This is a genomic window from Ensifer sp. BR816 (assembly GCF_000378985.1).
Taxonomy (GTDB): Bacteria; Pseudomonadota; Alphaproteobacteria; order Rhizobiales; family Rhizobiaceae; genus Sinorhizobium.
In genome coordinates this window covers 1,425,162-1,450,829 of record NZ_KB905370.1, presented here as the reverse complement: position 1 = coordinate 1,450,829, position 25,668 = coordinate 1,425,162, and the positions used below count along the sequence as shown (strand labels likewise).

At 61.1% G+C, this 25,668-nt stretch carries 19 protein-coding genes, 1 tRNA gene and 2 rRNA genes; 14 read left to right on the top strand and 8 right to left on the bottom strand.

What is annotated here, in order from left to right:
- The first annotated feature begins 266 nt into the window (after positions 1-266).
- The 13 genes from RHIBR816_RS0106935 (at position 267) to RHIBR816_RS0106875 (ending at position 17,489) form a co-directional block, all read left to right on the top strand.
- A 23S ribosomal RNA gene (locus tag RHIBR816_RS0106935) occupies positions 267-3,063 on the top strand.
- Positions 3,064-3,296: 233 nt separating this feature from the next.
- Positions 3,297-3,411 (top strand): 5S ribosomal RNA (rrf, locus tag RHIBR816_RS0106930).
- A 57-nt stretch (positions 3,412-3,468) separates the two neighbouring features.
- Positions 3,469-3,545: transfer RNA gene (locus RHIBR816_RS0106925), tRNA-Met, on the top strand.
- 193 nt (positions 3,546-3,738) lie between these two features.
- Positions 3,739-4,197, top strand: a complete 459-nt coding sequence (locus tag RHIBR816_RS0106920) for a transposase (protein ID WP_026186660.1) — start codon at positions 3,739-3,741, stop codon at positions 4,195-4,197.
- The gene (gene tnpB, locus RHIBR816_RS0106915; RefSeq protein ID WP_018235479.1) at positions 4,178-4,531 is read left to right on the top strand and encodes an IS66 family insertion sequence element accessory protein TnpB; all 354 of its coding nucleotides are present in this window, start codon (positions 4,178-4,180) and stop codon (positions 4,529-4,531) included. Before RHIBR816_RS0106920 ends, tnpB begins: the two co-directional genes overlap by 20 nt.
- A gap of 54 nt (positions 4,532-4,585) precedes the next feature.
- Positions 4,586-6,178, top strand: coding sequence for an IS66 family transposase (locus tag RHIBR816_RS0106910; protein WP_026186661.1), 1,593 nt, complete (start codon positions 4,586-4,588; stop codon positions 6,176-6,178).
- Positions 6,179-6,389: 211 nt separating this feature from the next.
- Positions 6,390-9,656: a PAS domain S-box protein gene (locus RHIBR816_RS0106905; protein WP_018235807.1), complete on the top strand. Its 3,267-nt coding sequence runs from the start codon at positions 6,390-6,392 to the stop codon at positions 9,654-9,656.
- A gap of 172 nt (positions 9,657-9,828) precedes the next feature.
- Positions 9,829-10,518 (top strand): response regulator transcription factor, encoded by a 690-nt coding sequence (locus RHIBR816_RS0106900; RefSeq protein ID WP_018235806.1) that lies wholly within the window; start codon positions 9,829-9,831, stop codon positions 10,516-10,518.
- Positions 10,519-10,697: 179 nt separating this feature from the next.
- Positions 10,698-12,059: a CheR family methyltransferase gene (locus RHIBR816_RS0106895; protein WP_018235805.1), complete on the top strand. Its 1,362-nt coding sequence runs from the start codon at positions 10,698-10,700 to the stop codon at positions 12,057-12,059.
- Entirely contained in the window at positions 12,056-12,718 is a 663-nt protein-coding gene (locus RHIBR816_RS0106890) for a chemotaxis protein CheW (protein ID WP_018235804.1), read from the top strand. The genes RHIBR816_RS0106895 and RHIBR816_RS0106890 overlap by 4 nt, the downstream gene beginning before the upstream one ends.
- On the top strand, positions 12,696-14,321 hold the full coding sequence (locus RHIBR816_RS0106885; protein WP_018235803.1) for a methyl-accepting chemotaxis protein: 1,626 nt from the start codon (positions 12,696-12,698) through the stop codon (positions 14,319-14,321). Before RHIBR816_RS0106890 ends, RHIBR816_RS0106885 begins: the two co-directional genes overlap by 23 nt.
- Position 14,322: 1 nt before the next feature.
- Positions 14,323-16,437, top strand: coding sequence for a response regulator (locus tag RHIBR816_RS0106880; protein ID WP_026186722.1), 2,115 nt, complete (start codon positions 14,323-14,325; stop codon positions 16,435-16,437).
- 8 nt (positions 16,438-16,445) lie between these two features.
- Positions 16,446-17,489 (top strand): chemotaxis protein CheB, encoded by a 1,044-nt coding sequence (locus RHIBR816_RS0106875; protein WP_018235801.1) that lies wholly within the window; start codon positions 16,446-16,448, stop codon positions 17,487-17,489.
- Between the two features lie 81 nt (positions 17,490-17,570).
- Here RHIBR816_RS0106875 and RHIBR816_RS0106870 read toward each other — a convergent pair whose 3' ends face one another.
- The 4 genes from RHIBR816_RS0106870 to RHIBR816_RS0106855 form a co-directional block, all read right to left on the bottom strand.
- Positions 17,571-18,539: a type II secretion system F family protein gene (locus RHIBR816_RS0106870; RefSeq protein ID WP_018235800.1), complete on the bottom strand. Its 969-nt coding sequence runs from the start codon at positions 18,537-18,539 to the stop codon at positions 17,571-17,573.
- 8 nt (positions 18,540-18,547) lie between these two features.
- Entirely contained in the window at positions 18,548-19,555 is a 1,008-nt protein-coding gene (locus tag RHIBR816_RS0106865; RefSeq protein ID WP_018235799.1) for a type II secretion system F family protein, read from the bottom strand.
- 41 nt (positions 19,556-19,596) lie between these two features.
- Positions 19,597-21,015, bottom strand: coding sequence for a CpaF family protein (locus tag RHIBR816_RS0106860; protein WP_018235798.1), 1,419 nt, complete (start codon positions 21,013-21,015; stop codon positions 19,597-19,599).
- Between the two features lie 109 nt (positions 21,016-21,124).
- Entirely contained in the window at positions 21,125-21,286 is a 162-nt protein-coding gene (locus RHIBR816_RS0106855; RefSeq protein WP_018235797.1) for a Flp family type IVb pilin, read from the bottom strand.
- A 267-nt stretch (positions 21,287-21,553) separates the two neighbouring features.
- Here RHIBR816_RS0106855 and RHIBR816_RS0106850 point away from each other — a divergent pair, with 267 nt between their 5' ends.
- Entirely contained in the window at positions 21,554-22,051 is a 498-nt protein-coding gene (locus RHIBR816_RS0106850) for a pilus assembly protein N-terminal domain-containing protein (RefSeq protein WP_034815039.1), read from the top strand.
- A gap of 16 nt (positions 22,052-22,067) precedes the next feature.
- On the opposite strand, the gene RHIBR816_RS0106845 is transcribed toward RHIBR816_RS0106850, so the two are convergent.
- The 4 genes from RHIBR816_RS0106845 to RHIBR816_RS0106830 are packed head-to-tail and all read right to left on the bottom strand — an operon-like array spanning position 22,068 to position 25,596.
- Positions 22,068-22,493 (bottom strand): TadE/TadG family type IV pilus assembly protein, encoded by a 426-nt coding sequence (locus RHIBR816_RS0106845; protein WP_018235795.1) that lies wholly within the window; start codon positions 22,491-22,493, stop codon positions 22,068-22,070.
- Positions 22,490-24,232 carry an AAA family ATPase gene (locus RHIBR816_RS0106840; RefSeq protein WP_018235794.1) on the bottom strand — a complete coding sequence of 581 codons (1,743 nt, stop codon included), beginning with the start codon at positions 24,230-24,232 and terminating at the stop codon, positions 22,490-22,492. The genes RHIBR816_RS0106845 and RHIBR816_RS0106840 overlap by 4 nt, the downstream gene beginning before the upstream one ends.
- A 25-nt stretch (positions 24,233-24,257) precedes the next feature.
- Positions 24,258-25,049 (bottom strand): Flp pilus assembly protein CpaB, encoded by a 792-nt coding sequence (gene cpaB, locus RHIBR816_RS0106835; RefSeq protein WP_018235793.1) that lies wholly within the window; start codon positions 25,047-25,049, stop codon positions 24,258-24,260.
- A 34-nt stretch (positions 25,050-25,083) separates the two neighbouring features.
- The gene (locus RHIBR816_RS0106830) at positions 25,084-25,596 is read right to left on the bottom strand and encodes a prepilin peptidase (protein ID WP_018235792.1); all 513 of its coding nucleotides are present in this window, start codon (positions 25,594-25,596) and stop codon (positions 25,084-25,086) included.
- Between the last annotated feature and the right edge of the window lie 72 nt (positions 25,597-25,668).

Genomic DNA, 25,668 nt, shown 5'->3' with positions numbered 1-25,668 from the left:
TTGCCTGACCGCGCATCACCGGACAGATCTCGAGAAGCTGGTCTTAAGATATGGCCTCGAAGTCGCTCGGCGTGACTTCAATGAGGACCATATCGAACACGTCGATGGCATCTGACTGGCCCGGTTGTAAAAGGTAACCGGGCTGTTGGCTGGCGGTGCGGCACACTGAAAGGTGTCCGTATGGCCAGATTTGGCACCCCTTCGAGCGCAAGCGAGGAGGAAAGGTTTGCCAAATCCAACTAAGGATGAGCATTGGCAATGAGAACGATCAAGTGTCAAAAGGGCATTTGGTGGATGCCTTGGCATGCACAGGCGATGAAGGACGTGATACGCTGCGATAAGCCGTGGGGAGCTGCGAATGAGCTTTGATCCATGGATCTCCGAATGGGGCAACCCACCTTAGATGCTTGGAAAATTTAAGCCGTACGATGTACGGCTTAGGTTTCCAAGCATTGTTGAAAGGTATCTTATCCTGAATTCAATAGGGATAAGAAGCGAACGCAGGGAACTGAAACATCTAAGTACCTGCAGGAAAGGACATCAACCGAGACTCCGCAAGTAGTGGCGAGCGAACGCGGACCAGGCCAGTGGCAATGAGGAATGAAGTGGAACGGTTTGGAAAGGCCGGCCGCAGCGGGTGATAGCCCCGTACACGTAGAACACTCATTGTCCTTGAGTAAGGCGGGACACGTGAAATCCTGTCTGAACATGGGGAGACCACTCTCCAAGCCTAAGTACTCGTGCATGACCGATAGCGAACAAGTACCGTGAGGGAAAGGTGAAAAGCACCCCGACAAGGGGAGTGAAATAGAACCTGAAACCGGATGCCTACAAACAGTCGGAGCCCGCAAGGGTGACGGCGTACCTTTTGTATAATGGGTCAACGACTTAGTGTGACATGCAAGCTTAAGCCGGTAGGTGTAGGCGTAGCGAAAGCGAGTCTGAATAGGGCGCCTTAGTATGTCGCATTAGACCCGAAACCGAGTGATCTAGCCATGAGCAGGTTGAAGGTTGGGTAACACCAACTGGAGGACCGAACCCGCATCTGTTGCAATAGATTGGGATGACTTGTGGCTAGGGGTGAAAGGCCAATCAAACTCGGAAATAGCTGGTTCTCCGCGAAATCTATTTAGGTAGAGCGTCGACCGAATACCCCCGGGGGTAGAGCACTGGATGGGCTATGGGGACTCACCGTCTTACTGATCCTAACCAAACTCCGAATACCGGGGAGTACTAGTCGGCAGACACACGGCGGGTGCTAACGTCCGTCGTGAAAAGGGCAACAACCCTGACCTCCAGCTAAGGTCCCCAAGTCATGGCTAAGTGGGAAAGGATGTGAGGATCCCAAAACAACCAGGATGTTGGCTTAGAAGCAGCCATCATTTAAAGAAAGCGTAACAGCTCACTGGTCTAAATAAGGGTCTTTGCGCCGAAAATGTAACGGGGCTGAAGCCATGCACCGAAGCTGAGGATTTGCCGCAAGGCAAGTGGTAGCGGAGCGTTCCGTAAGCCTGTGAAGGGATACCCGTGAGGGGTCCTGGAGGTATCGGAAGTGCGAATGTTGACATGAGTAACGATAAAGAGGGTGAGAGACCCTCTCGCCGAAAGACCAAGGGTTCCTGCTTAAAGTTAATCTGAGCAGGGTTAGCCGGCCCCTAAGACGAGGCGGACACGCGTAGTCGATGGGAACCACGTTAATATTCGTGGGCCTGGTGGTAGTGACGGATCGCTTAACTTGTCTGGACTTATTGGATTGTCCAGGCTTGGACGTGGTCCCGGGAAATAGCTCCACCGTATAGACCGTACCCGAAACCGACACAGGTGGTCAGGTAGAGTATACCAAGGCGCTTGAGAGAACTGCGTTGAAGGAACTCGGCAAATTGCACGCGTAACTTCGGAAGAAGCGTGACCCCATTATGGGCAACCATGATGGGGTGGCACAGACCAGGGGGTAGCGACTGTTTATCAAAAACACAGGGCTCTGCGAAGTCGCAAGACGACGTATAGGGTCTGACGCCTGCCCGGTGCTGGAAGGTTAAGAGGAGGGGTGCAAGCTCTGAATCGAAGCCCCAGTAAACGGCGGCCGTAACTATAACGGTCCTAAGGTAGCGAAATTCCTTGTCGGGTAAGTTCCGACCTGCACGAATGGCGTAACGACTTCCCCGCTGTCTCCAACGCAGACTCAGTGAAATTGAATTCCCCGTGAAGATGCGGGGTTCCTGCGGTCAGACGGAAAGACCCCGTGCACCTTTACTATAGCTTTACACTGGCATTCGTGTCGGCATGTGTAGGATAGGTGGTAGGCTTTGAAGCGGGGACGCCAGTTCTCGTGGAGCCATCCTTGAAATACCACCCTTATCGTCATGGATGTCTAACCGCGGTCCGTCATCCGGATCCGGGACAGTGTATGGTGGGTAGTTTGACTGGGGCGGTCGCCTCCGAAAGAGTAACGGAGGCGCGCGATGGTGGGCTCAGAGCGGTCGGAAATCGCTCGTCGAGTGCAATGGCATAAGCCCGCCTGACTGCGAGACTGACAAGTCGAGCAGAGACGAAAGTCGGTCATAGTGATCCGGTGGTCCCGCGTGGAAGGGCCATCGCTCAACGGATAAAAGGTACGCCGGGGATAACAGGCTGATGACCCCCAAGAGTCCATATCGACGGGGTTGTTTGGCACCTCGATGTCGGCTCATCGCATCCTGGGGCTGGAGCAGGTCCCAAGGGTTTGGCTGTTCGCCAATTAAAGCGGTACGTGAGCTGGGTTCAGAACGTCGTGAGACAGTTCGGTCCCTATCTGCCGTGGGTGTAGGAATATTGACAGGATCTGTCCCTAGTACGAGAGGACCGGGATGGACATATCTCTGGTGGACCTGTTGTCCTGCCAAGGGCATAGCAGGGTAGCTATATATGGAATGGATAACCGCTGAAGGCATCTAAGCGGGAAACCAACCTGAAAACGAGTATTCCCTCGAGAACCGTGGAAGACGACCACGTTGATAGGCCGGGTGTGGAAGTGCGGCAACGCATGAAGCTTACCGGTACTAATCGTTCGATCGGCTTGATCGTTCCCATTGCTCATGCTCATCAAACGAAGTTTGATGATGCTATCTTCTGTCCTCACGCTGTCGGCCTTCGGCCTTCGCTGCGGACGGCGCGCCGGACCTCCGGCGGCTCGGCTCTGCCGGCTGCTGGAATTATCCGGATAAGACGCAAAAAGACGTGTTCAAAACGAAGCAAACGCTTCACCAGCTTCTCATCAGTTTGCGCGCCTCGGCGCGCAAAATCTTGCGCTTTGCCGACCTGGTGGTTCTGGCGGGGTGGCTGCACCCGTTCCCATTCCGAACACGGCCGTGAAACGCCCCAGCGCCGATGGTACTTCGTCTTAAGACGCGGGAGAGTAGGTCGCTGCCAGGTCTGCAAATCGCAAGAAAAACAAAACAATCATCTTCTCTTCCAGACTTCGCCCAATAACGCGGGGTGGAGCAGCCCGGTAGCTCGTCAGGCTCATAACCTGAAGGCCGCAGGTTCAAATCCTGCCCCCGCAACCAAATCACAAGCAACATCAAGGGCTCCGAGATTCTCGGAGCCCTTTTTGCGTTCCTGCTCCGCGCGACCGCTGCGCGTCGGGTTTCCGCGCACCGGCGCCGCGCCCCCGAGCGTAAGCGCGATTTTCTCCGCACCTTTTGCCATTGAGTGCTGTCATGCATGAGGTGTCCACTTAACGGAGGTGGACACCAAGTGATTGAGGACGATGAACAGAAACTGGCGGTGAGGCGCGTTTTGCGCAACAGACGCCGACGTTACGATGCGGCATGGAAGGAGCGCCTCGTTGCGGCCTGCCTTGAGCCCGGCGTGTCGGTATCGAGACTTGCGCTCGAGCATGGGATCAACGCTAACCTCCTTCGGAAATGGATAAAGAACGCCAAGGAGGCCGGCACTCTGCCGCCATCTTCAACATCTGCATTTATTCCGGTTGTCGCCGCGGATCGCAGCCTGCCGATGCAGAGCAGGTCGTTGGATATGCCTGCCACGCGTGGTGAAGAGCGCCTGGCGAAATCGGAGAGGATGGGCCCTTCGTTCTCTCCAGCGAAGGTGAGCGCATCACTACCGAACGGTGTGAGGCTGACGCTGGAATGCGGTGATGCGAATGCGTTAGCGGTGATAATCGGAGCGTTGGGTGATGTTCAAGCTGGGCGCTGACCTTCAGGTCTACCTGCATCGCGAGCCGATCGACTTTCGGGCCGGCATCAACAGTCTTGCGGTCCTGGTTCAGGAGACGATGGCACTCGATCCATTTGCTCCGGCGGTTTTTGCGTTCTGCAATCGCCGTCGCGACCGGATGAAACTGTTGTTCTTCGATCGGTCGGGTTTTGTGCTGGTGCTGAAGCGGCTGACGGAGGACAAGTTCCGCTGGCCCCGGCGTCAGGAAACAGTGATGCGGCTGACGACGGAGCAATTGCACTGGATTCTCGACGGCATCGATATCGATGCGATGGTGCGCCATCCGGTGCGGCAATACCAGGTCGCTGGCTGAGGGCTCTTGAATTGCGCGGTTGACGCGGCGGTACGGTTCAGATTCAAGAATCCGATGAATCGAACCGGCGAACCGAGCGTTGCAGAGTTGAAGGCGCAGTTGGCGGCACATGCTGCCGAAATCGCCGCGCTGAAAGCCGAGAAGGAAGCGCTCTCGCAGCGAGTCGTCAAACTCGAGGAAGAGCTGGCGCTTGCGCGGCTGCATCGGTTTGCGCCGCGTAGCGAAAAACACGTTGATCGCATCTTCAATGAAGCCGAACAGGTTGCCGATGAGGATGTCGCCGGCGGCGAAGATGACGATGTCGTCGACCTGCCGAACACAGGATTACCGGCGATCGAAGGCACGACGGGAAAGAAGCGCGGCCGCAGAGCGCTGCCGGAAAACCTGCCGCGCGAGCGCGTCGAGTACGACCTTCCCGACGATCACAAGGCTTGTCCCTGCTGTCATGGTCAGATGCATCGCATGGGAGAGACCGTTACCGAGCAGCTTCATATCGAGGTGAAGGCGAAGGTTCTGCAGAATGTGCGGTTCAAATATGCTTGCCGCCATTGCGACCGCACCGGACTCAACACGCCAATCGTTATCGCGCCGATGCCCGCGCAACCCTTGCCGGGCAGCATCGCCACGGCCTCGACGCTGGCCTTCGCGCTCGTTCACAAATATGTCGATGGCACACCGCTCTACCGTCTGGCGCAGACATTCGAGCGCGCCGGGGTTCCTGTCAGCCGTGGCGCTCTGGGTCACTGGGTGATCGGCTCGAGCGAAAAACATCTCTCCCGCATCTATGACGCCTTGAAACTGCGGCTCAGATCGCAACCTCTCATCCATGGCGACGAGACGACGGTTCAGGTCCTGAAGGAAAAGAATCGAGAGGCCACCGATACATCGTATATGTGGGCCTATCGGAGTGGCGAGGACAGTGACGAGCCGATCGTGCTGCTCGATTATCAGCCGGGCCGCGGCCAGATACACCCGCAGACCTTCCTCGGCGATTACCGCGGCATCTTGATGAGCGACGGCTATTCCGCCTGGCGCACGCTGGAGGGCGCGATCCACCTTGGATGTATGGCCCATTCAAGACGACGTTTTGTCAATGCTCTCAAGACGAGAAACAAACCCGGCGGGCCGCCGGAGCAGGCGCTCCGGTTCTTCGAACAGCTCTACCGGGTTGAAAGGCAGGCACGGAACAAAAAGCCGGAGCACGGTGAGACGCAGGCCGACAGCATTCGCCGCTTTCGCCAGCAACACAGCGTACCCATCCTGACCGCCCTCAAGACATGGCTCGACGAAATCGCCCCGAAGGTCTTGCCGGACAGCAAGCTCGGCGATGCCGTCTCCTATACCCTGAACCAATGGGAATATCTGACGCGCTACACCGAAGACGGCAGGATGCCGATCGACAACAACCTTCTCGAACGCGATATCAGAGTTTTTGCCACCGGCAGGAAGAGTTGGCTCTTCAGCGATACCGCCGATGGAGCCAAGGCCAGCGCCGTCATTTACAGCCTCATGCTGACCTGCCGCGCCTCACGCGTCGAGCCATTAGCGTGGTTGCGCCACGTCCTCACCGAATTGCCTCAACGCACCGAAGATGCAGATATCACCGACCTGCTGCCCTTCAACTTCCCCAAAGCCTCACCGGCCTGATCAAGCCGGATGCCTTCCCATTCGCACACATTCCGTCGAAATCGCGGGCGTCAACGTGCAGGGAAATGAGCGTTTACCCCCGAGCGACAAAATTGAGCACACCACTTGGGAACCACTTGCGGTCGAAATAGTTAAATTAGGTTGCGCAACCAGGCGGGGGCTCCACTGCAGCGGGAGGGGTCTGTCGTCAAACAGTGGAAGAATCGGTGACATGAACGCTCCGCCAGAACGTTCGTCGAAGAAGTTTCATGATTTCTTCCAGTGTCTGATAGATGGCATCGTCGAGCCGGTGATCGTCAAGGACAATCACTCGCGGTTCATCTCCGTGAACAGCGCGGCATGCGAGCTCCTCGGCCGAGGCCGCGATGAACTCCTCGGACGCACGGATCACGACATACTGCCCAAGGAGGCGGCCGACAGGGTTGTCTCCACCGACCGGACCGTGCTCTCGACAGGCGAGGAGCACAATGTCGAAGTGCAGATCGCTACCGCGGGCAGCGCCGCGCGGACGCTCCTGATCAAGAAACGCTGCGTCCGCATACCGGCCGGCCGGACCGAGGACAAGTTCCTGGTCACGGTGATTGTCGACATCACCAAACTGCGCGAGGCCGAAACGACGCTACGGGCCAGGGAGGAGCATTACCGCTCGCTCATCGACCTTCATCCGCAAGTTCCGTGGACCGCGGACCCCCCGGGAGCGGTCTTGGATGTCGGCCCGCGCTGGACCGAGTTCACGGGGTTGAGCGAAAAGGAAACACTTGGAAGCGGGTGGGCAAAAGCCGTGCATCCGCACGATGCTGCCATGGTCCGCCAGCAATGGCAACGCGCTCTTTCGGGGGGCGATCCGCTCAATGTCGAATATCGTCTCTTGACCGCAACTGGTCATTATCGCTGGGTCCGAGCTCGGGCGGTCGCCAAGCAGGATGCCAATGGGCAAATCGTGCGTTGGTACGGTGTCCTGGAAGACGTCGATGAAAGGCGCCGCGCCACGGAAGCGTTGCGCGAAAGCGAAGCGCGCTTCCGGGCAATCGCCGACGACGCACCGGTAATGATCTGGGTAGCCGATCCATCGGGCGATACGAGCTTCTTCAGCCGCTTGTGGCTGGAGACCACGGGGCAAACGGAATCCGCGGCACTCGGTTTCGGTTGGGTGGAGGTGATCCACCCGGACGACAGGGAGAAGGTGCAGGAAGCATTCTTCAGCGCGACGGCGGGCAAGGCGCCGGTGCGGAGCGAATACCGCTTGCGGCGGGCCGATGGAAGCTGGGCGTGGGTGATAGATGTGGGCCAGCCCCGCTTTTCCGACGATGGAACCTTCCTCGGATATGTCGGCTCGGTTCTCGACATCACGGAACGCCGCGTCGCCGAACTCGCCCAACAGGAAGCGCAAGCTTTCATCAGAAGCATTTTCGACAGCAGCCCCGACTGTGTGCGCGTACTCGATCTCGAAGGGCGACCGTTGCTCATGAACAAGGCTGGCCGGCGAATCTTCGGCCTGGCGGAAGGGGCGCCGCTCACGAAAACCACGTGGGACGTCATCGGCAAGGACACCGATGCACAAATGGTTCTGGATGGCTGGGCAAAGGTCAGAGCGGGCGAGATGTCCCGTTTCGAGATTACCGTACGGAATTCCAGGAACGAAGAAAGATGCATGGACGTGATCGCGGCCCCGATCATCGGGCGCGAAGGAAAACCGGTCAGGATGCTTTCGATCTGGCGCGACATCACCGATGCGAAGCGCGCAAATGAGGAAATCAGCCGGGCGCAGAGGACCGCCGAAGCGGCTGCAGCTCGACTTTCTTCGGTTCTCGAGAGCACCATGGACAGCGTCATGCTCCTCGATCCCCAATGGCGCGTCCGCTATTTGAACGAGAACGCCAAGAGGCTTTTGCGGATCGGGGAGGAGTCTCTTGGGAAAGTCATTTGGAAGCTGTTCCCAAAGGAAAGAAAGGGGAAATTTGCCAAGCATTGCCAGGAGGTCATGAACCGCCGTGTCCGTTCCTTCTTCGAGGATTACTTGTCATCTCTCGATCGCTGGGTCGAAGCAAATGCTTCTCCCACTCAAGACGGCATTTCGATTTTCTGCCGAGACATAACGGAGCACCGCCGGGCAGAGGAGGACAAGTTACTCGCCCAGAAGCAAATGGCCCATTTGGCAAGACACGACATGCTAACCGGGTTAGCAAATCGGATGTTCTTCCGAGAGTGCTTTGAGCGGGCCCTCAGTGAAAAGGGTGCCGCCGGCCGCATGGCTGTGCTGTGCCTGGACCTCGACGGTTTCAAGGCAATCAACGATACGCTTGGACATCCCGCTGGGGACGCTTTGTTGCGCCAGGTTTCCGGGCGGCTCCTCCAGTCCGTGAGGCCAACCGACGTCGTCGCGCGCCTCGGCGGTGATGAATTTGCCATCATACATCCCCTGGCAACGAGTTTGGACGAGGCCGTTCGCCTCGCTCAGCGGATTATCGACACGCTTTGCGAGCCGTTCACAATAGAGGGCGTCAGCGCCACTGTCGGAGCGAGCGTCGGCATTGCTCTTGCGCCGGACGACGGGACTTGCGCGGATGAATTGATGAAGGCTGCGGACATCGCGCTCTACAATGCCAAGGCCAGCGGGCGCGGCACTTACAGGCGTTTTGACGCGGCCATGCATGCGCAGCTGCAAGCACACCAGCAGGCAAAGATTGCGCTCAGAGGCGCGCTGGAACGGAAGGAATTCGAGCTGCACTATCAGCCGCTGATAAGCTTGAGAACACGTCGCGTAACAGGCTGCGAAGCGCTATTGCGGTGGCGCGATCCCGAACGAGGCATGGTTGCGCCCTCTGAGTTCATCCCCATCGCCGAAGAAACCGGCCTGATCGTGCCCATCGGCGAGTGGATTCTCAATCAGGCCTGTCACCAGGCCGCACAATGGCCGGAGCACGTCAGTATTGCGATCAACCTCTCCCCGGCCCAGTTCAAGCATCGAAACCTCGTCAAGGCGGTGGCCGATGCCCTTTCGGCCTCTCGCCTTACGCCCGCGCGGTTGCAATTGGAGATCACGGAATCGGTTCTGCTCGATGAGAGCGAACACAATCTCCAACTGCTCCAGGAGTTGCGCAGCCTCGGTGTGAAAATCGCGATGGACGACTTCGGCACGGGCTATTCATCCCTCGGTTACCTGAGAACTTTCCCTTTCGACAAGATCAAGGTGGATCAAGCCTTCGTACGCGACCTGCCGCATGGCAAAGAGTCGCTCGCGATCGTCAAGGCCGTCGCAGGCCTTGGCCACAGCCTGGGCATGACGACGACGGTCGAAGGCATCGAGACGGAGGATCAATTGGCGGTCGTGAATGCCGAAGGATTTCATGAGGTGCAAGGTTACATCTTTTCGCGTCCCCTGCCCGCGTCGGAAGTCTCCAGATTGATCGACGGACCGCTCGAAAATGGCGGCGCATCACCCGTTTACGAACGTTTTGCGAACAGCCCTGGGAGATAGCAGCAGCATTTAGCCCTACACGTCTCGAGGCGTGTGTGGCACAATTTTGGTACTACCACGCATTGCTCGGCAATGACGGGAACGCATTCGCTGAGACGATCGTTAGTTGCAGACCTGCCAGAGGGCCGAAGTGATGGCCTGCAAGCATCAGACAACCGGCGAGGAAAGTGTAATGAATACCTCACGCGTCGCACTCATAGCCGATGATGATGAATTTTTCCGGATCGCGTTGGGCTTTATTCTGAAGAGCAAATTGCACTTCACGGGAATCATCGAAACCGGGTCGCTCGACGAAGCTATCGAAAGGCTCAGCGAGCATGAGGACATATCGCTCGCCTTGTTCGATTTGGCTATGCCGGGAATGCAAAGCGCGGCGAGCCTTGCGGCCGTCCGCGACGTCCATCCGGAGTTGAAGGTCGCCGTCGTATCGGCGTCGTCGCGCCGGTCGGACATCCTGTCAGCCCTGACTGCGGGCATAAACGGCTATGTGCCGAAGGGGCTGGGGGCTAGCGACCTCGCCGAGGCAATCGGCTCAATCCTCAACGGTGCTGTTTACGTACCGCCATCCATAGCGGGCCGGCCCGCCCCTCCCGAGGAAACAGAGGTCGCTCAGGTCACCCGCGCAAACCAGGACGAACGAAGCCATCGGACCATCGAATTCCTGACGCCGAGGCAGCGCGAGGTCCTCCTGCTCCTTGTCGAGGGATTCTCGAACAAGGAGATCGCCCGCAAGCTGAAACTCGGCGAGGGTACGGTGAAGATCCACATGGCGGCACTCTTCCGCAGTTTGCGGGTGCGGAACCGTCAGGAGGCCGCTGCCGCAGGGGCGCGCCTCTTACCCATGACCGGGAGCCCGCATTAGTCCGGCCGGATAGGCCGGCTCCTAAGCCATCCGGCCGAATAGCCCAAATGCACGCGAGGTCGTACTGACGACGGCAGAGCCACGAAGCTAGGGACGAAAATGCGCCAGCCCGTTTCAGCAGCCAGCTTATCCAGAAGCCCTCATTGCGCCGCCGCGGCGATTGAGGCAGGGGGCGTTCGGTGACCGGGCACACGCTTCCCTCCAAGCTTGCCGAGGAGGTCGCCTGCAGGGTCGGCCTCAGCGTTCCCGCATCGCGAAAAGGCACCTTTGCCTCGGCAATCGCCCGGATCATGGCGCGGCGCGGCATCGACGACAGCAGCCTGCTTCTGCGCCGGCTTGGGCTGGATCAGGATTTGACCGACGACGTCATCGCGGCGGTCACCGTCGGAGAAACGCACTTCTTTCGCGGCCCCGAGCAATTTCAGCTGATACGGCAATCAATTCTTCCCGAACTAACGCGGCGGCCCGACGGCGCGCCTGCCCGGATCTGGAGCGTCGGCTGTGCAACGGGGGAGGAGCCTTACTCCCTTGCCATTCTCTGCGACGAGGAAGGTCTATTGGAAGAAGTTCGCATATGTGCAGTGGACATATCGAGAAGGGCGCTCGGCACGGCCAGGGTCGCCGAGTATGGCGAATGGTCGTTGAGGAACACGGATCGCAAGCTTAAGGAGCGATACTTCACCGGATGTGAAGGTCGCTTTCGACTGAACGAACGACTGCGCCGGCAGGTCGATTTCGCTGTCCTCAATCTTGGCGAAGCCGACCTTCCGGCGCCGGAAAGGGGATTGGCGGACTTCGGCTTGATCCTTTGCCGCAACGTTCTCGTCTACATCGACGCGAGTAAAGTACGTCTGATTGCACGGCAGTTATTCGCCTGCCTTGCGGATGGCGGCTGGCTGTTGACCGCGCCGACCGATCCGCCCTTGTGGAAGTACGCCCCGTTCGAAACGTGCATCACGCCGGCAGGCGTTGTCTACCGGCGCATGATGGCTCATGGAGGCGCTCGCAAGAACCCGACCTCAGGCGTCGTCTCCGCTCGAGGCCAGCCCGAGAAACGCGTCACTCCCATCGCGGCCGCTCAAGCTTGCGTGACGGCTGTGCAGAAAGCACCCGGAGACAAGGTCTCCAGGGCCATTGCCCGGACAATCCGCGCGCGTTACGACATGGGTGAAACCCGAGAAGCTGCGTGCCTCGCTGCGCAGGCGGTTGAGAGTCATCCGCTGTCAGCGGAACTGCATTTCCTGCACGGGCTCTCGCAGATGGCCTACGGTGAGACCGACGCGGCTGCGGCGGCACTGCGACGGGTCGTCTATCTGGACAGCACTCTGGCAGCGGCGCAGTTCTTCCTCGGGCTGTGTCTCCAGCGCAGCGACCCTGAAGCGTCCTTGCGTGCTCTCGAAAACGTGCTGCAGTTCTGCCTCTCTCGTCCGCCAAAGGAACGCGTCTCCCTGGTGGCAGACACGACGGCTGGAGATCTGGTGGAGCGCGCACGGCGGGAGATCGGCAAGATCCGCCGACGTCGGGGGAGCGAAAGCCGATGACGATGCTTTCCCGGCCCGCCGCTCGTCCGGTCGACTGGATCGCCGTCAGAAGACGGATGGAGGCAGCGATAGAACAGACCGAAGCGCTTTTGGAAACGGCACAGAAAGCTGCGCAACAAGAGCAATCACCGCAATCGGCCGGCGATGCGTTCGAGGGCAGTAGCGATGAGCAGACAGTCGGACTTGTGACCTTCATGTTATCGGATCGGCGGTTCGCCTTGGAGATCCGCTATGTTTGCGAGATCGTTTCGAAGGCACGCGTCAGTCCGCTTCCCGGAATGCCCTCGCACGCCTGTGGCGTCTATGATTTGCGCGGCGAGCTGTTGCCCGTTTTCGACCTCAGCAGATTGCTCGACCTCCCGCGATCGGCCGGCAGCGCCAGCGACTGGGCAATCGTATGCGGGCAAACGCATTCCGAATTCCTGATCCTGTCCAATTCCGTTCCGGAAATAGTGGCGCTCCCCTTGCAAGAGTTCGCTGAGGCGGAGCCCGGTACAGGCGAGGGATCCTTCGATTGCGCAACGACGGAAGCCGGCATCGTCGTTCTAGACGGCCACCTTCTCTTGAACGATCGCCGTTTCTTTCTCGAGGACGAGCAGATCATCGCCCCCGGTGAGACGGAAAGGAGCGAAATCCATGAGCCCGCGATGGACGAATAGTCTCTACGGCACCTTGGGCTTGGCCATGCTGCTGTTCGTGGCCGCTTCGGCGCTGCTCGTCGGGTCGAGCTTTATTGCTCTTAGGCAGGTGCGGGCCGATCTTGCGGCGACATCGTCGCTGGGCAAGCAACGCCTTGCCTATCAGATGATCTACGTAGCCGGGCGCCTGGAAAGAGCGGAAGGCTCGGCCCGCATCGCTGCTGCCGACGAGCTGCGCGGTGTGATGGATCGCAACGAGCAGCTGCTTGCCAGTCTGGCCGATGGCGACGAGAGATTCGGGCTGGAGGCAACGACGGAACCTGCTGCCCTCACGCAGCTCGAGCAAGCCCGCCAACAATGGCGGGAGCAGGTGAGGCCTGCTCTTGAAAGCGCGATCGCCAGCGCGCCGCTCGATCCCGCGGCGCTGGATGAGCTCGACCCAAAGATCAGAGACTTCGCGGCGCGCATGGACGAATTGATCAATCGAATCGAGCGGGCAGGGGTGGCCCGGCTCCAGCGCTCTCAATTGCTGCAACTGGGCTTTGCGGCTCTCGCAGTTCTGATGCTTCTCCACGTGTTGCGGGTCGCGCGCCGCCTCGTCCGCCGCACGCGGGCGCTCGCCGGCCAGGCGGAAAGGGTCAGTGCCGGCGACCTGACGCAGAAGGCAGCCGTAGAAGGCAGCGACGAACTCGCGGTCCTCGGCTTCTCCTTCAATGCAATGACGGCGAGGCTTGCCGGGATGATCGACAGTGAACGGAGCAGCAGGGAGCGGCTTGAAGAGCTGCTCGCCACGATCTCGGACACGGCGCAACATCTTTCGTCGTCCGCAGCCGAAATCCTTGCCGGGACCACGCAACAGGTCGAAGGCATGCGTGAGCAATCATCGGCGGTGGCTCAGACCGTGACGAGCGTCGACGAGGTGCTGCAGACGTCGGAACAGGCGGCGCAGCGCGCGCAGCAGGTTGCCGGCTCCTATGACCAGGCCGTCAAGATCAGCAGTGACGGCCGCAGGGCGCTCGACGATACCGTGCACGTGATGAACGCGGTGAGCGCCCGCACCGAAGCGATTGCCGGGGACATTCTTTCACTGGCGGAAAATAGCCTGGAAATCGGTGAGATCGTCACGGTCGTTGCAGAGATTGCCGACCAGACGAACCTGTTGGCGCTGAACGCGGCCATCGAGGCATCGCGGGCTGGCGAGCACGGCAGAGGCTTCAGTGTCGTTGCCAGTGAGATCAGGACACTTGCTGACCAGTCGAAGTCCGCGACCACGCGGGTGCGGCGAATTCTGATGGAAATTCAGAAAGCGACGAACGCGGCGGTCATTGGCGCCGAAGATGGCACAAAGAGTGTCAGCCGCGCCCTCGAGACAGTGAACGAAGCGGGCGAGACGATCCGGCAGCTTGAGGCGATCGTTGCCGATTCGGCGCGATCGGTCGCCCAGATCGCGGCTTCGGCGGGCCAGCAAAGAGCGGGGATGAAGCAGATCCACGACGCGATGCATTACATCGAGCAAGCGAGCAGCCAAAATCTCTCGGCGATCCGGCAAGCGGAAGAGGCTGCGAAAGATCTGAACGAGCTGGGCTCCAGGCTGAAGGAAATGCTCGCTGACCATGGCAACTGACATGACAAAACCCGACCAATTCGACCGTGAATTGCTGCAGATGTTCACCCAGGAAGTGCGGGAGCGTGCATCCGACATAGAGCAGGCATTGCTCGCCATCGAGGACGCCGGCGGGGCCGACGAGAAACTCCGCCTGCAAGAGCAGCTGCTGAGGACCGTGCATAGCCTCAAGGGCGCCGCCGGTCTGCTTCAAGTGCGAGGGGTGGAAGGGATTTGTCACTGGATGGAAGAGATACTCTCCGTCACGGTAAACGAGCAGTTCGTGCTCGAGAAATCCAGGCTGGACCTGCTTCTGTCTGCCGCAGACGCAATCCAGGATGCGGCCCACCGCTTGGAAAGCGGCGAGATGCCTTCGCCCGCGCATGGTGAGAGCGTGGTCGATGCCCTGAAGTCTGCCGTGGCGACAGGGGCGGATGATCCCGGCGGCAGGTCGAAGCCGCGGCCGCCCCAGGTGCCTGTTCGCACCAGCGATACCGACGGCTCCATGCGAGTCTCCGCCGATCGACTGGATGCTCTTCTCTACAGGAGTGGGGAACTGCTCAGTTTTGGCGTGGTCATTCGGCGCCACGCCGAGGAGGCATCCTTGCTGCGGGAGCACGCAAGGAAACTGCGGAGCATAGTCCCCGAGTCCGCCGCGCTGGCGGCAGGTATCGAAAACGGATTGCGTCAGCTTGCGACATCGCTGCGCCGGGACATGAGACTGATGCACACTGTTGCGACAGCACTCGACCACGAGGTGCGGCACGCACGCACCCAACCGTTCGCGGAAGCCTGCAAGGGGCTCGACCGGGTCGTACGGGACATGGCGGCAGCATCGGGCAAATCGGCGGAACTGAAAATCATGGGTGGAGAGATCGAGATCGACCGCTCCATTCTTTCGGGTCTGCAGGACTCGCTTCGCCATCTCGTGCGCAATGCAGTCGCACATGGCATCCAGTCGCCCGAAGAACGCCGAAAGGCGGGAAAGCCGGAGAGGGGAAGAGTCCTCATTGCCGCCGCCATATCGGGGGATCGGCTGCAGGTGCGCGTGGAGGATGACGGCCGTGGTCTTGACGTAGCCCGGCTCAGCAAGGCAGCCGGCGAACACCTGAAAGAGGTGAAAGACGAAGCGGAGCTCCTGAGGCGTGTCTTCGAGCCCGGCCTCTCGACGTCCGCGACGGTTACCAGCCTGTCGGGGCGCGGCATAGGCCTCGACATCGTCAAACGCAATGTCGAAACGCTGCGTGGCACAGCGGAGGTTTCGCAAGTGCCGACGGGAGGTGCGGCCTTTACCCTCACGCTTCCCCTGACCCTCGCGATGGTGCGTGTACTGGAGGTCATCGCAGGGGAGCATATGTTCACGATCGACACGGCGTCGGTCCAGCGGGTGATACGCGTTCATGCCAAAGACTTCGCAATGTCTGAGGAAAGCGGCGAGATCAGCACCTTGACCGGTCCGGTACCCTTTGTGGATCTAGCCGATTGGCTCGGGATGCGGTCGGGCCGCTCCGATACCGAGCATGCCGTGCCGGCGGTTGTGCTAGACGCTCCGGGCGGGCCGGTGGCGGTGCTTGTCGATTCGGTTGCCGGGGAGCAGGAGCTTCTCGCCCGTCCGCTTGGTCCGCGGCTCGCGAAAGTTCGTCGCTATAGCGCTGGCATGGTGCTGGCCGACGGGCGCATCGCCCTCCTCCTGAATGTTGCAGCCCTCGCCGAGGCCGCCGCCCGGGCGCGATCCACGGACGGCGCACGCATGCCCCGAACAATTCCGGCCGCGCGGCGCAAGGTGCTCGTCGTGGACGATTCAAAATACGTACGGACGCTGGTGAAGCTCATCCTCGAGGGCGCGGGGTATGATGTAGCGATGGCAAGCAATGGCCGGGAGGCCTGGCAGCAGCTTCTTGACGACGGCGCCGATATGGTCGTCGCGGACGTCGACATGCCGTCGATGAACGGCTTCGAACTCACCGAGGCCATTCGTCGGTCGGAGCGTTTCACCAACACGCCCGTCGTCCTCGTCACCGGTCGGGAAGCGCTTGAAGACAAGGTGCGGGGGCTGCGTGCCGGCGCAAATGCCTATCTGAGGAAGGACCAGTTCGATGCGCAGCACTTCCTGGAGACGATGCGCCGTGTCGTGTGAGGACGAGGATGACACGTATTCTTCTTGCGACATCGACGCCCGATCTTGAAAATCTTGTCAAAAGGACGGCGCTGGGCGACGCCTCCGTCGAGCTCATAGGCGTCGCAAGAAGCGGCAAGGACGCGGTGAAGATGGCCGGTAAGCTCTTGCCGGACATTGTCGCAGTGGAGCTCCGCGACGACGGCACCGCGGAAACCGTCAAGGAGATCATGATCACCGCGCCGACGCCAGTCGTCATGGTGGCCTACCAGGATGGTTCGCACCTAGGAGCGATGGCCGCGCGCGCGCTCGACTCGGGCGCGCTCGCAGTCATTCCGGCGCCGGCCGCATCCGGCAAGTCGCTCGAGAAAGCGGCGATGGAGAAGTTCCTGTCGACGATCAAGGCCATGGCGCAGGTGAAAGTCGTTCGTCAATGGCGCAAGAAAGGGCGCGGCGATCACCAGCGCAAGGAGGCGCCGCAGCCTGCGGTGAACACCCCACTCGCGATCGTGGGCATCGCTGCCTCCACGGGAGGACCGGCCGCAATCCGTTCGATATTGAAGGACCTGTCCGCCGATTTCCCCGCACCCATCCTCATCGTGCAGCATATGTCGAACGGCTTCATCGAAGGCGTTGCCGCATCCCTCGACGCGACGATTGCGCTCAAGGTAAAAGTCGGCGCGAATGGCGAACGACTGCGGCCCGGCACTGTTTACCTCGCCCCTGATGGCCACCAGCTCGGCGTCTCCGGCAGATCGCGCCTGCGCGTCGTGGACGAGGATCCCATCCAGGGCTTCAAGCCGTCCGGATCCTATCTATTCGGCTCAATCGCTCGCGCTTTCAGGGGCGAGTCGCTTGCCGTCATCCTGACGGGGATGGGCGAAGATGGCACCGAGGGCCTTCGCGCGCTGCATGTTGCGGGCGGGAAGGTGATTGCGCAGGATGAAGAAAGCTCCGTCGTCTTCGGAATGCCGAAATCGGCAATCTCGGCCGGCCTCGTCGATTTCGTCCTGCCGCTCGACGGCATAGCCGGGAAGATCACCGCTCTCGCCAGCGGGAAACGCGAACTTTGAAAGAATGGTGGCGCCGCGCGTCACACGCGGCGCCGCCCTCGCGCACCCCAACTCTCGGCGCCCACCGCGTCCGATGCCGCCCTACACACTCATGATCTGAATGGCTGCCGGCGTAACGATCACCGCGAACAGAACAGGCAGGAAGAACAGGATCATCGGCACCGTCAGCTTCGGGGGAAGCGCAGCGGCTTTCTTCTCGGCCTCGCTCATCCGCATGTCGCGGTTCTCCTGCGCCATCACCCGCAGCGCCTGACCGAGCGGCGTTCCATATTTTTCCGCCTGGATCAGGCTGGTCACCACGGCGCGGACACCCTCGACGCCAGTTCTTTGCCCCAGGTTCTCGAAGGCTTGCCGCCGGTCCTGCAGGTAGGATAGCTCCGCCGTCGTCAAAAGGATCTCCTCTGCGACTTCGGCCGATTGCGCACCAATCTCTTCGCCCACTTTGCGGAAGGCGCTTTCGATGCCCATGCCGGATTCGACGGTGATCAACAGGAGGTCCAACGCTTCCGGCCACGAGCGCTGAATCGCCTGCTGACGCTTGGTAATCCTGTTGCGGATGAAGATCGCCGGCGCAAAGTATCCGAGCGACCCCATGGCGCCGGCGACCGCGACGACGGCGAGCACCGGCGCCTCGGGCCGAAGCACAAGGAACATATAGATGAGGCAAGCGGCAAAGAGCACGAATGGCGCTATCAGCCTGAAGGCAAGGAAGGTCGTCACCGGAGCGCGACCGCGATAGCCGGCCATGCTCAGCTTACGGAAGATTTCGCCATCCTCCGCTTGCTTGGCAAGGTTGAAGCGATCGACGATTGCCTGGAAGAAGCGCCTGGGCTCCGTGCGCAGGGAGACTTTGCTCTTCTCGGCATTCAGGCGAGTTCGCTCGCGCTGCCTGATGCGTTCGCGTTCGCCCTCCACCTTGCGCATCCGTTCCGAGAGCGTATCGCGAAAAACATAGGGCCAGGAAGCCGCCACGACGGCAGAGAAGGCGGCGAGGCCAGCCAACATTGCGGAAAGCTGGTCGGGATCGGGGATGTGGGCGCCAAGGTTCATGTCGTTTCTCAGAAATCGAAGTTGATCATCTTGCGCATGATGAAGATGCCTATGCTCATCCACAGGGCCGAGCCGACGAGCACCATTTTTCCGGCGAACGTCGTGAACAGGAGAGACATGTAGTCGGGGCTGGTCAGGTACACGGCGCCGGCGACGATAAACGGCAACGCGCCGATGATGCCGGCCGAGGATTTCGCCTCCGCGCTCATGGCCTTGATCTTGGCCTTCATCTTCTTGCGCTCGCGCAGCACCTTGGAGAGGTTTCCGAGCGCCTCCGAAAGGCTGCCACCGGTGCGGCTCTGAATTGCGATGACGATCGCGAAGAACCTCGCCTCGGACAAGGGAATGCGATCGCACAGGCGCTCGACGGCTTCGTCGACCGGCAGCCCCAGTGTCTGGTCCTGCGCGATGGTGACGAATTCGCCCTTGACCGGCTCCTGCGCTTCGGCCGCAATCACGCGCAAGCAATCAGTCATAGGCAGGCCCGCCTTGAGCCCGCGGACGATCACGTCGACCGCATTCGGAAATTCGGCAGCGAACCGCTTGAGCCGCATATTGCGCTTGGCGTTCACATAGAAGTGCGGCAAGAAAAGGCCGCCAGCTATGGCGAAGCCCAATGCCGCGAAGGCGCCGAGGCCCTGAAGCGTCACCAGAAAATACGTGACAATTCCCGACCCGGCGCAAGCGGACCAATAGGTTCGGATCGACCAGCCGAGACCGGCCTGACGGAGCCTGACGTGAAGCTTCGCTTTGCCGCCCTTGCGTGCATGCGCCTTCTGCTGCTCGTCTATCTCACGCAGCGACTTTTCCACGGAGCGACGGCGGTCGCGGCGTTCCTCGTCGGTCGTCTCTGTCGCCTTGATTTCCGTGCGTCCGGCGACGCGTTCAAATCTTTGCCGATAGGCGCCGGCTTTCGCGGCCCGCGGATAAAGCGCTGCAAGCATCACGCCGCCGACGGAAGTCGACGCCAGAAAGAAGATGAGCAGGGGAAACAACGAAGTACTCAGCATGTCCATTCAGCCTTGTTGAGATGGCATGGCGTTCGACGAAGCGACCATCACGCGGCCGCCCTGATCTCGGCCGCGTCAAGGGCGGCGGCCAGGCGCGCTTCTTCGCCATAGTAGCGGGCGCGGTCCCAGAAGGCCGGTCGGCCGATGCCGGTGGAGCGATGCCGTCCGATGATGTTGCCCTTCCCATCCTCTCCGAGGATGTCGTAGACGAAGAGATCCTGCGTCGTCACGACGTCGCCCTCCATGCCGAGCACTTCGGTGATATGTGTGATGCGGCGCGAACCGTCGCGCAGGCGTGCCGCCTGAACGATCACGTCCACCGATGAAACCAGCATTTCCCGAATAGCCTTGCCCGGCAGCGAATGGCCACCCATGGTGATCATCGCCTCGACGCGCGAGATCGCCTCGCGGGGAGAGTTGGCATGCAGCGTTCCCATCGACCCGTCGTGACCGGTGTTCATCGCCTGAAGGAGGTCAAAGGCCTCGGGTCCGCGCACCTCGCCGACGATGATCCGCTCCGGCCGCATGCGCAGGCAGTTCTTGACGAGGCTGCGCATGGTGATCTCACCCAGGCCTTCGATGTTGGGCGGCCGAGTCTCGAGCCGCACCACATGCGGCTGCTGCAGTTGCAGCTCGGCCGCATCCTCGCAGGTGATGATGCGTTCGCCATCGTCGATATAACCGGTAAGGCAATTCAGGAGCGTCGTCTTGCCGGAGCCCGTGCCGCCCGAAATCAGCACATTGCAGCGGACGCGGCCGATGATCTTCAGGATCTCGGCGCCCTCGGGTGAGATCGAGCCGTACCGCACCAACTGGTCAAGGTTCAGCTTCTCCTTCTTGAACTTGCGGATCGTCAGGCTCGGCCCGTCGATCGCGAGCGGCGGCGCGATGACGTTGACGCGCGAGCCGTCGGCCAGGCGCGCGTCGCAGATCGGGCTTGCTTCGTCGACCCGACGGCCGACCTGGCTGACGATGCGCTGGCAGATGTTGAGGAGCTGTTCGTTGTCGCGGAAACGGATGCCCGTCTGCTGCACCCGGCCACCGACCTCGATGAAGACCTGGTCGGCGCCATTCACCATGATGTCGGCGATATCGTCGCGTGCAAGCAGCGGTTCGAGAGGGCCGTAGCCCAGAATGTCGTTGCAGATGTCACGGAGCAGCTCGTTCTGCTCGGCCATGGAAATACCAGCCTTCTTGGCCGCGACGATGTCGTTGACGATCGCGCCGATTTCCTCGCGCGCCTGATCGCCGTCCATGGTCGACAGCGCCGCCACGTCGATGGTGGCGATCAGCGCGCTGAAGATTTCTTTTTTTAGGCTGTAATATTGGTCGGCCTTTTCCGCCTTGGCGGCCGGGACTTCGGCAAGCCGCGGCACATCTCGCGGCACGGCGGAGTGCGCCTCGGGCGCCTCACGGACTTCGGTTTCGGTAGTCTTTTGATCCGGGGTGGATTTTCTGCCGAACATCGTTGTCACTTCTCTCGTCGTTGAGATGTCTGTGCTCTTCTGATGCGACAGCGGAAGGCGATCATGCCTTCCGCTTCGCTTGGCGACCGACGCAGTGACTCGGATCGCCTTAGAGGGCCGTCGCGATGGCGGTGAATTTGGCGCCGATGTCAGTTCCGACGGTCTGCACGGCAGTGATGATGACGACCGCGATGAGGCCTGCGATCAGGCCGTATTCGATGGCGGTGGCGCCGGATTCGTTGCGGACGAAGCGGACGAGAAGATTTTTCATGGGACGATCCTTCGAGTGGGTTGGGGTTGCGCCGACGCCAAGTTCGGCATCACAGGTCGGGGCGGCTTCTGCTCGTTTCCCGCTTGCTGTGTGGCCTTGATATAGACTTTATTAACCCTTTTGATCCATTCAGCCTGATGGCCGATACCACTTCCGCGGTAAGGTCGGCCTGTTGGCCTAGTCCAATCGTCCGGCCGCACTATCCTCTTGCTTTGCCAGCCTATTCGAACGGATGGTGTGTCCGTTCACAGAGATCGGGAGCGAACAATGCGAGTGGTTCCAAGGCATGCCGGGGCCGGGTGGCTTGTTCTCGCCCTGATGACCTGTACCATCCTTGGCGCGGCGCACGCGGCGGAAGAGAACCCTCCGTCCTCGGCCCTGGAGCCTAGCCGCCAGACCGAGGGCGTCGTCAGGGTCATTGTCGACTTTGCAAGGCCGCTGATCCTCGCCCGGCCGGCGAGCACGCTCATCATCGGCAATCCCGCCATCGCCCAGGCGACGCTCAGCGACGACAAGACGGTCATTCTGACCGGCAAGACGCCCGGTTCGACGAACCTCATCGTCATGGATGCCGCTGGCGGCGAGGTCGCCAACATCGTTCTCGACGTAGTCGCAGCGGGCGGCCGTCTGGTCACCGTGCACGGCGACGGCGGGCGATCGACCTATAGCTGCACGGAACATTGCGACCCGGTTCAGCCCAGCGATGAAACAACGGCGCCTCCTCCGCCGAGCGCTCCGCCGCTCGACGAAGAGGGCGAACAATGACCGGGGAGCAATACGCTCAGCCGATCGGAATACGCCGCGAAAGAGCGAGGCTGAGCGGAGTCTCGGCCAGCCCGGGGACGAAAAACCGGAACGGATAGCGGATCGACAGGACGCGAAAATCGATGCCGTCGACCGTTTGCTTGCTGACGGTAATTTGCAGCAGATCGGGATCGCCGCTGCCGAACTTATCGCGGACGGCGCTCGTCAGCTTCGACTGCGCCTCGCTATCGGGCGCATCGCGCGCGATCTGACCTATGAGTACCTGCCGGGCGGCAAAGTCGGCGGCATAGGACAGTTCGTTGCGCACGTAGAAGGCGCGGCCGAACTCGACGACGCCAAGGATCAGCAGAAGCAGGGGAAAACAGACGATTGCGAACTCGACCGCCGTCGCGCCGGACTGGCTGCGCCAGGCGCGACGAAGGATACGGAACGACCGGGTCATCGGACCTGCACCTGCATCGAGGAGTTGAGCTGGAAGGGCGGGAGCGCCTCCGGCAGGGACATGGGCTGGTAGTTCTTCGCCGCTTGGAGACGGTAGAATACCAGCTGCTGCGCCGAATTCGCGCAGGGTGTCGTCCCGCATTGCGGCGCGGCCTCCGGCTTGACGTCGGCGTTTTCCGGACAGGCGCAGTAACGCTGTACCGGCGCCAGGGCGACATTGGCTGGCGTCGCGCTTTGTGCCAGCGTCGACTGCAGTACCTTATCGACCTGCGTCGCCCCCGGATCGGCCATGGCGGCTTGCGCCCCGGCCCGAAGCACATGGTCGATCGTCATCCGCTCGTGGAGCGCCAGTGCCACATCGGCCATAGCGACGAGGCCGAGTGCCAGCATCGGTGCAAACAGCGCAAATTCCACAGCCGAGGTGCCGGCCTCTGACGTCTTCAGCTCCTGCGCCTTCTTACGAAGCCCCGCCGCCGCCTTCTGCTTCCGCCGTTGGGTAAACCTCTGCACCAGTCCTGCGATACCTTTCTTCCGCACCCGTCTCTCCCTGGTGCCGCCGACCCGCCAGGCAAGCGATACGATGGCCTGCCCCGCCTTTGACTCGGGTGCCGATTCGATGACCAGCTGGCCGTTGTTGGCCGCCTTGCCGAAAAGCTGGGGATCGAAGGGAACGGATACGCTTTCCTCAAGCCCGACAGCGGCGACGAAGTCCTTCGGCTTGATCTCGGCGAGCTTCGGCGTGTCCGTCCTGTTCAGCACGAGTCTCGGCGGCGGATCGTTGGGGCGCGCCTTCTTCAAGAGGTCGACGAGGTTCTTCACGTTGCGCATCGAGGCCAGGTCGGGCGTTGCGGTGATCACGATCTCGTCGGCCTCAAGCAAGATCTTTCTGGTCCACTGCATCCAGATGTGCGGCAGATCGACGACGATTTGCCAGGCGCTGGACCGGGCGACATCGAGCAGATGATCGACATGCTCCTCCTTGAGATAGAAGAACCTGTTGAGATCGGTGGTCGTCGGAAGCAGGTGCAAATGCTCCGTATAGGAAACCGCCAGGCGCCGCAGCAGGACGTCGTCCAGTCGCTCGGGGCTGCTGAGGACTTCGGTCATGCCCTGGACCGCCTCCACATCGAAATCCAGCCCGAGCGTGCCGAACTGGAGGTCGAGGTCGGCCACCAGCACATCGGCATCGACGCGCTTCGACATCGCATAGGCGACGTTGTGGGCGAGGGTCGACGATCCGGTTCCGCCCTTGGCGCCGATAAAGGCGACGATGCGCCCGAGCTTATTTTCGACAGAGTCGCGAAAGCAGCGATGCACGGCCGCCACGAAGTCCATCGGGTCGAGCGGCATGACCAGATAGTCGCTGACGCCCGCATCCACGAGTCTCTTGTACAAACCCACGTCGTTGGACGAACCGACGACGATGACCTTGGTTCCGGTGACGCACTCAACTGCCAGGGCTTCGAGCGCACTCATGAGGCGATCCTCGTCGTCGGTGTTTTCCACGACGACGAGGTTTGGCGAAGTGACACCCGCGTAAAGCGCCGTCGCTTCCTTGAGACCGCCTTGCTTGACCGTCACGGTGGCGCGAGCCATCCGGCGGTCCATGGCCGCCGCGTGGACCGTCTCCTTCAACGCCTCCGAGCGGCAGAAGACGGCGATGTCCACCTTCGGGATCGACAGGAGCGGCGCGACCGGTTCCCGCGGGATGTCCTGGACTTTTGCGTCGAGCTGTTTCATCTGTCCGTCATTCCCTGAAAATCAATCAGCTGCCACCGGAGCGGGACGGAACCTCGACCATCGACAGCCGCCCACCACTAACAATGCGCACGACCCCCGGTCGGTTTCCTTCCGTCTCGACAACCGGTGCTTCCAGGTTGTCGGCAACCGCCCGCAGCGCAAGCGACACGGTGCCGGAGGCTTCTGCCGCGGCGATGACGGCGATCTGCTCGGGGTCCGCCTCGAGTGTCGCGGTCTTGCCGACCACCGAGGTGCCGTCCGCACCTTCCGAGATGGTCTGATCGACGGCGAGCACTCTTATATTGGAAAGGATCGCCCGGCTGGCCACCTTGCCGTCCTTTCCAGAAGAATCCGGACGCGCGACGGTGTGGATGACGTCGACGTGGTCGTTCGGCAGGATGAAGCCGCCGGCCGTGCTCTCCGCCGTCACGCGGACGGCTATCGCCCGTTTTCCCGAAGGCAGCATGCTGGAGAGGAAACCGCTGCCGCGCTGGGCAAGCTTGTCCTCGCGGATCGGCTCACCGGCGACGAAACCGCTCTGGGCAAGCAGCCCCTTGAGCGTCGCCATCGCATCCGGTCGTGCGCTGCGGCTGATGAATACCGGCGGGATCTCCCCCTCCCACGCCTGCCAGCGCAGGTGCGACGCCTCGAGCGTCGTGCCGCGGGCCAGCTCTTGCGCGGCGACGAGCACCTCCTGGGAGGGAGACTGTTGAACTTCGGCTGCCTCGACCGTCGGCTGATCGGTGAAGCCGAGCGCCAACCAGGAGGCGGCACCGCCGGAGGCGAGTGCGAAAAGGAGAATGACCAAGCGGATCATGGCAGGACCTGTGCGTTACGGACGAAGCGTGTTTTCAGAGAAGGGCGGAGAACCAATGGCTTTCCGGGAGCAGCAGAAGCGCAGCAGGCGCCATCGCCGCACCGTAGGGAATGCCCGATTGCGGTTGGTGCAACCGGCTCGACCAGGCCTGCTTCTTCAAGACGACCGGCAGCGGTACCCTGCGGAACTGCAACAGCGTCAGCGTGAGAACCGCGCCGAGCATCGAGGCGTAGACGACGAAATCGAGGGCAAGCCCCGGGCCGAGCCAGAGCACCGCCACGGGCAGCAGTTTTGCGTCGCCGCCGCCGATCCAGCCGAGGGCAAAGAAGGTGAAGGTGCAGACGAGCACCGCCGAGGCGACCAGGATGCTCGACCAGATCGCGGAAAGATCGAGGCCGGCGAGCGGCGCAAGCACCGCGAAGGCGACCAGCAGAAAACCGACGAGACGGTTCGAAATCGTCATCGTCGCCACGTCCTTTAGGCCGGCATAAGTCATCGTTCCGGCAAAGACCAAGAATGCGAGCCAAGCTGCGGATGTGGAGATCATCACAAGGGCGCCTTTCACGAGGGGCCGGGAAGGCCGTTTCAGGTGCTGCGGAATATGCCTTCTGCGTCGTCC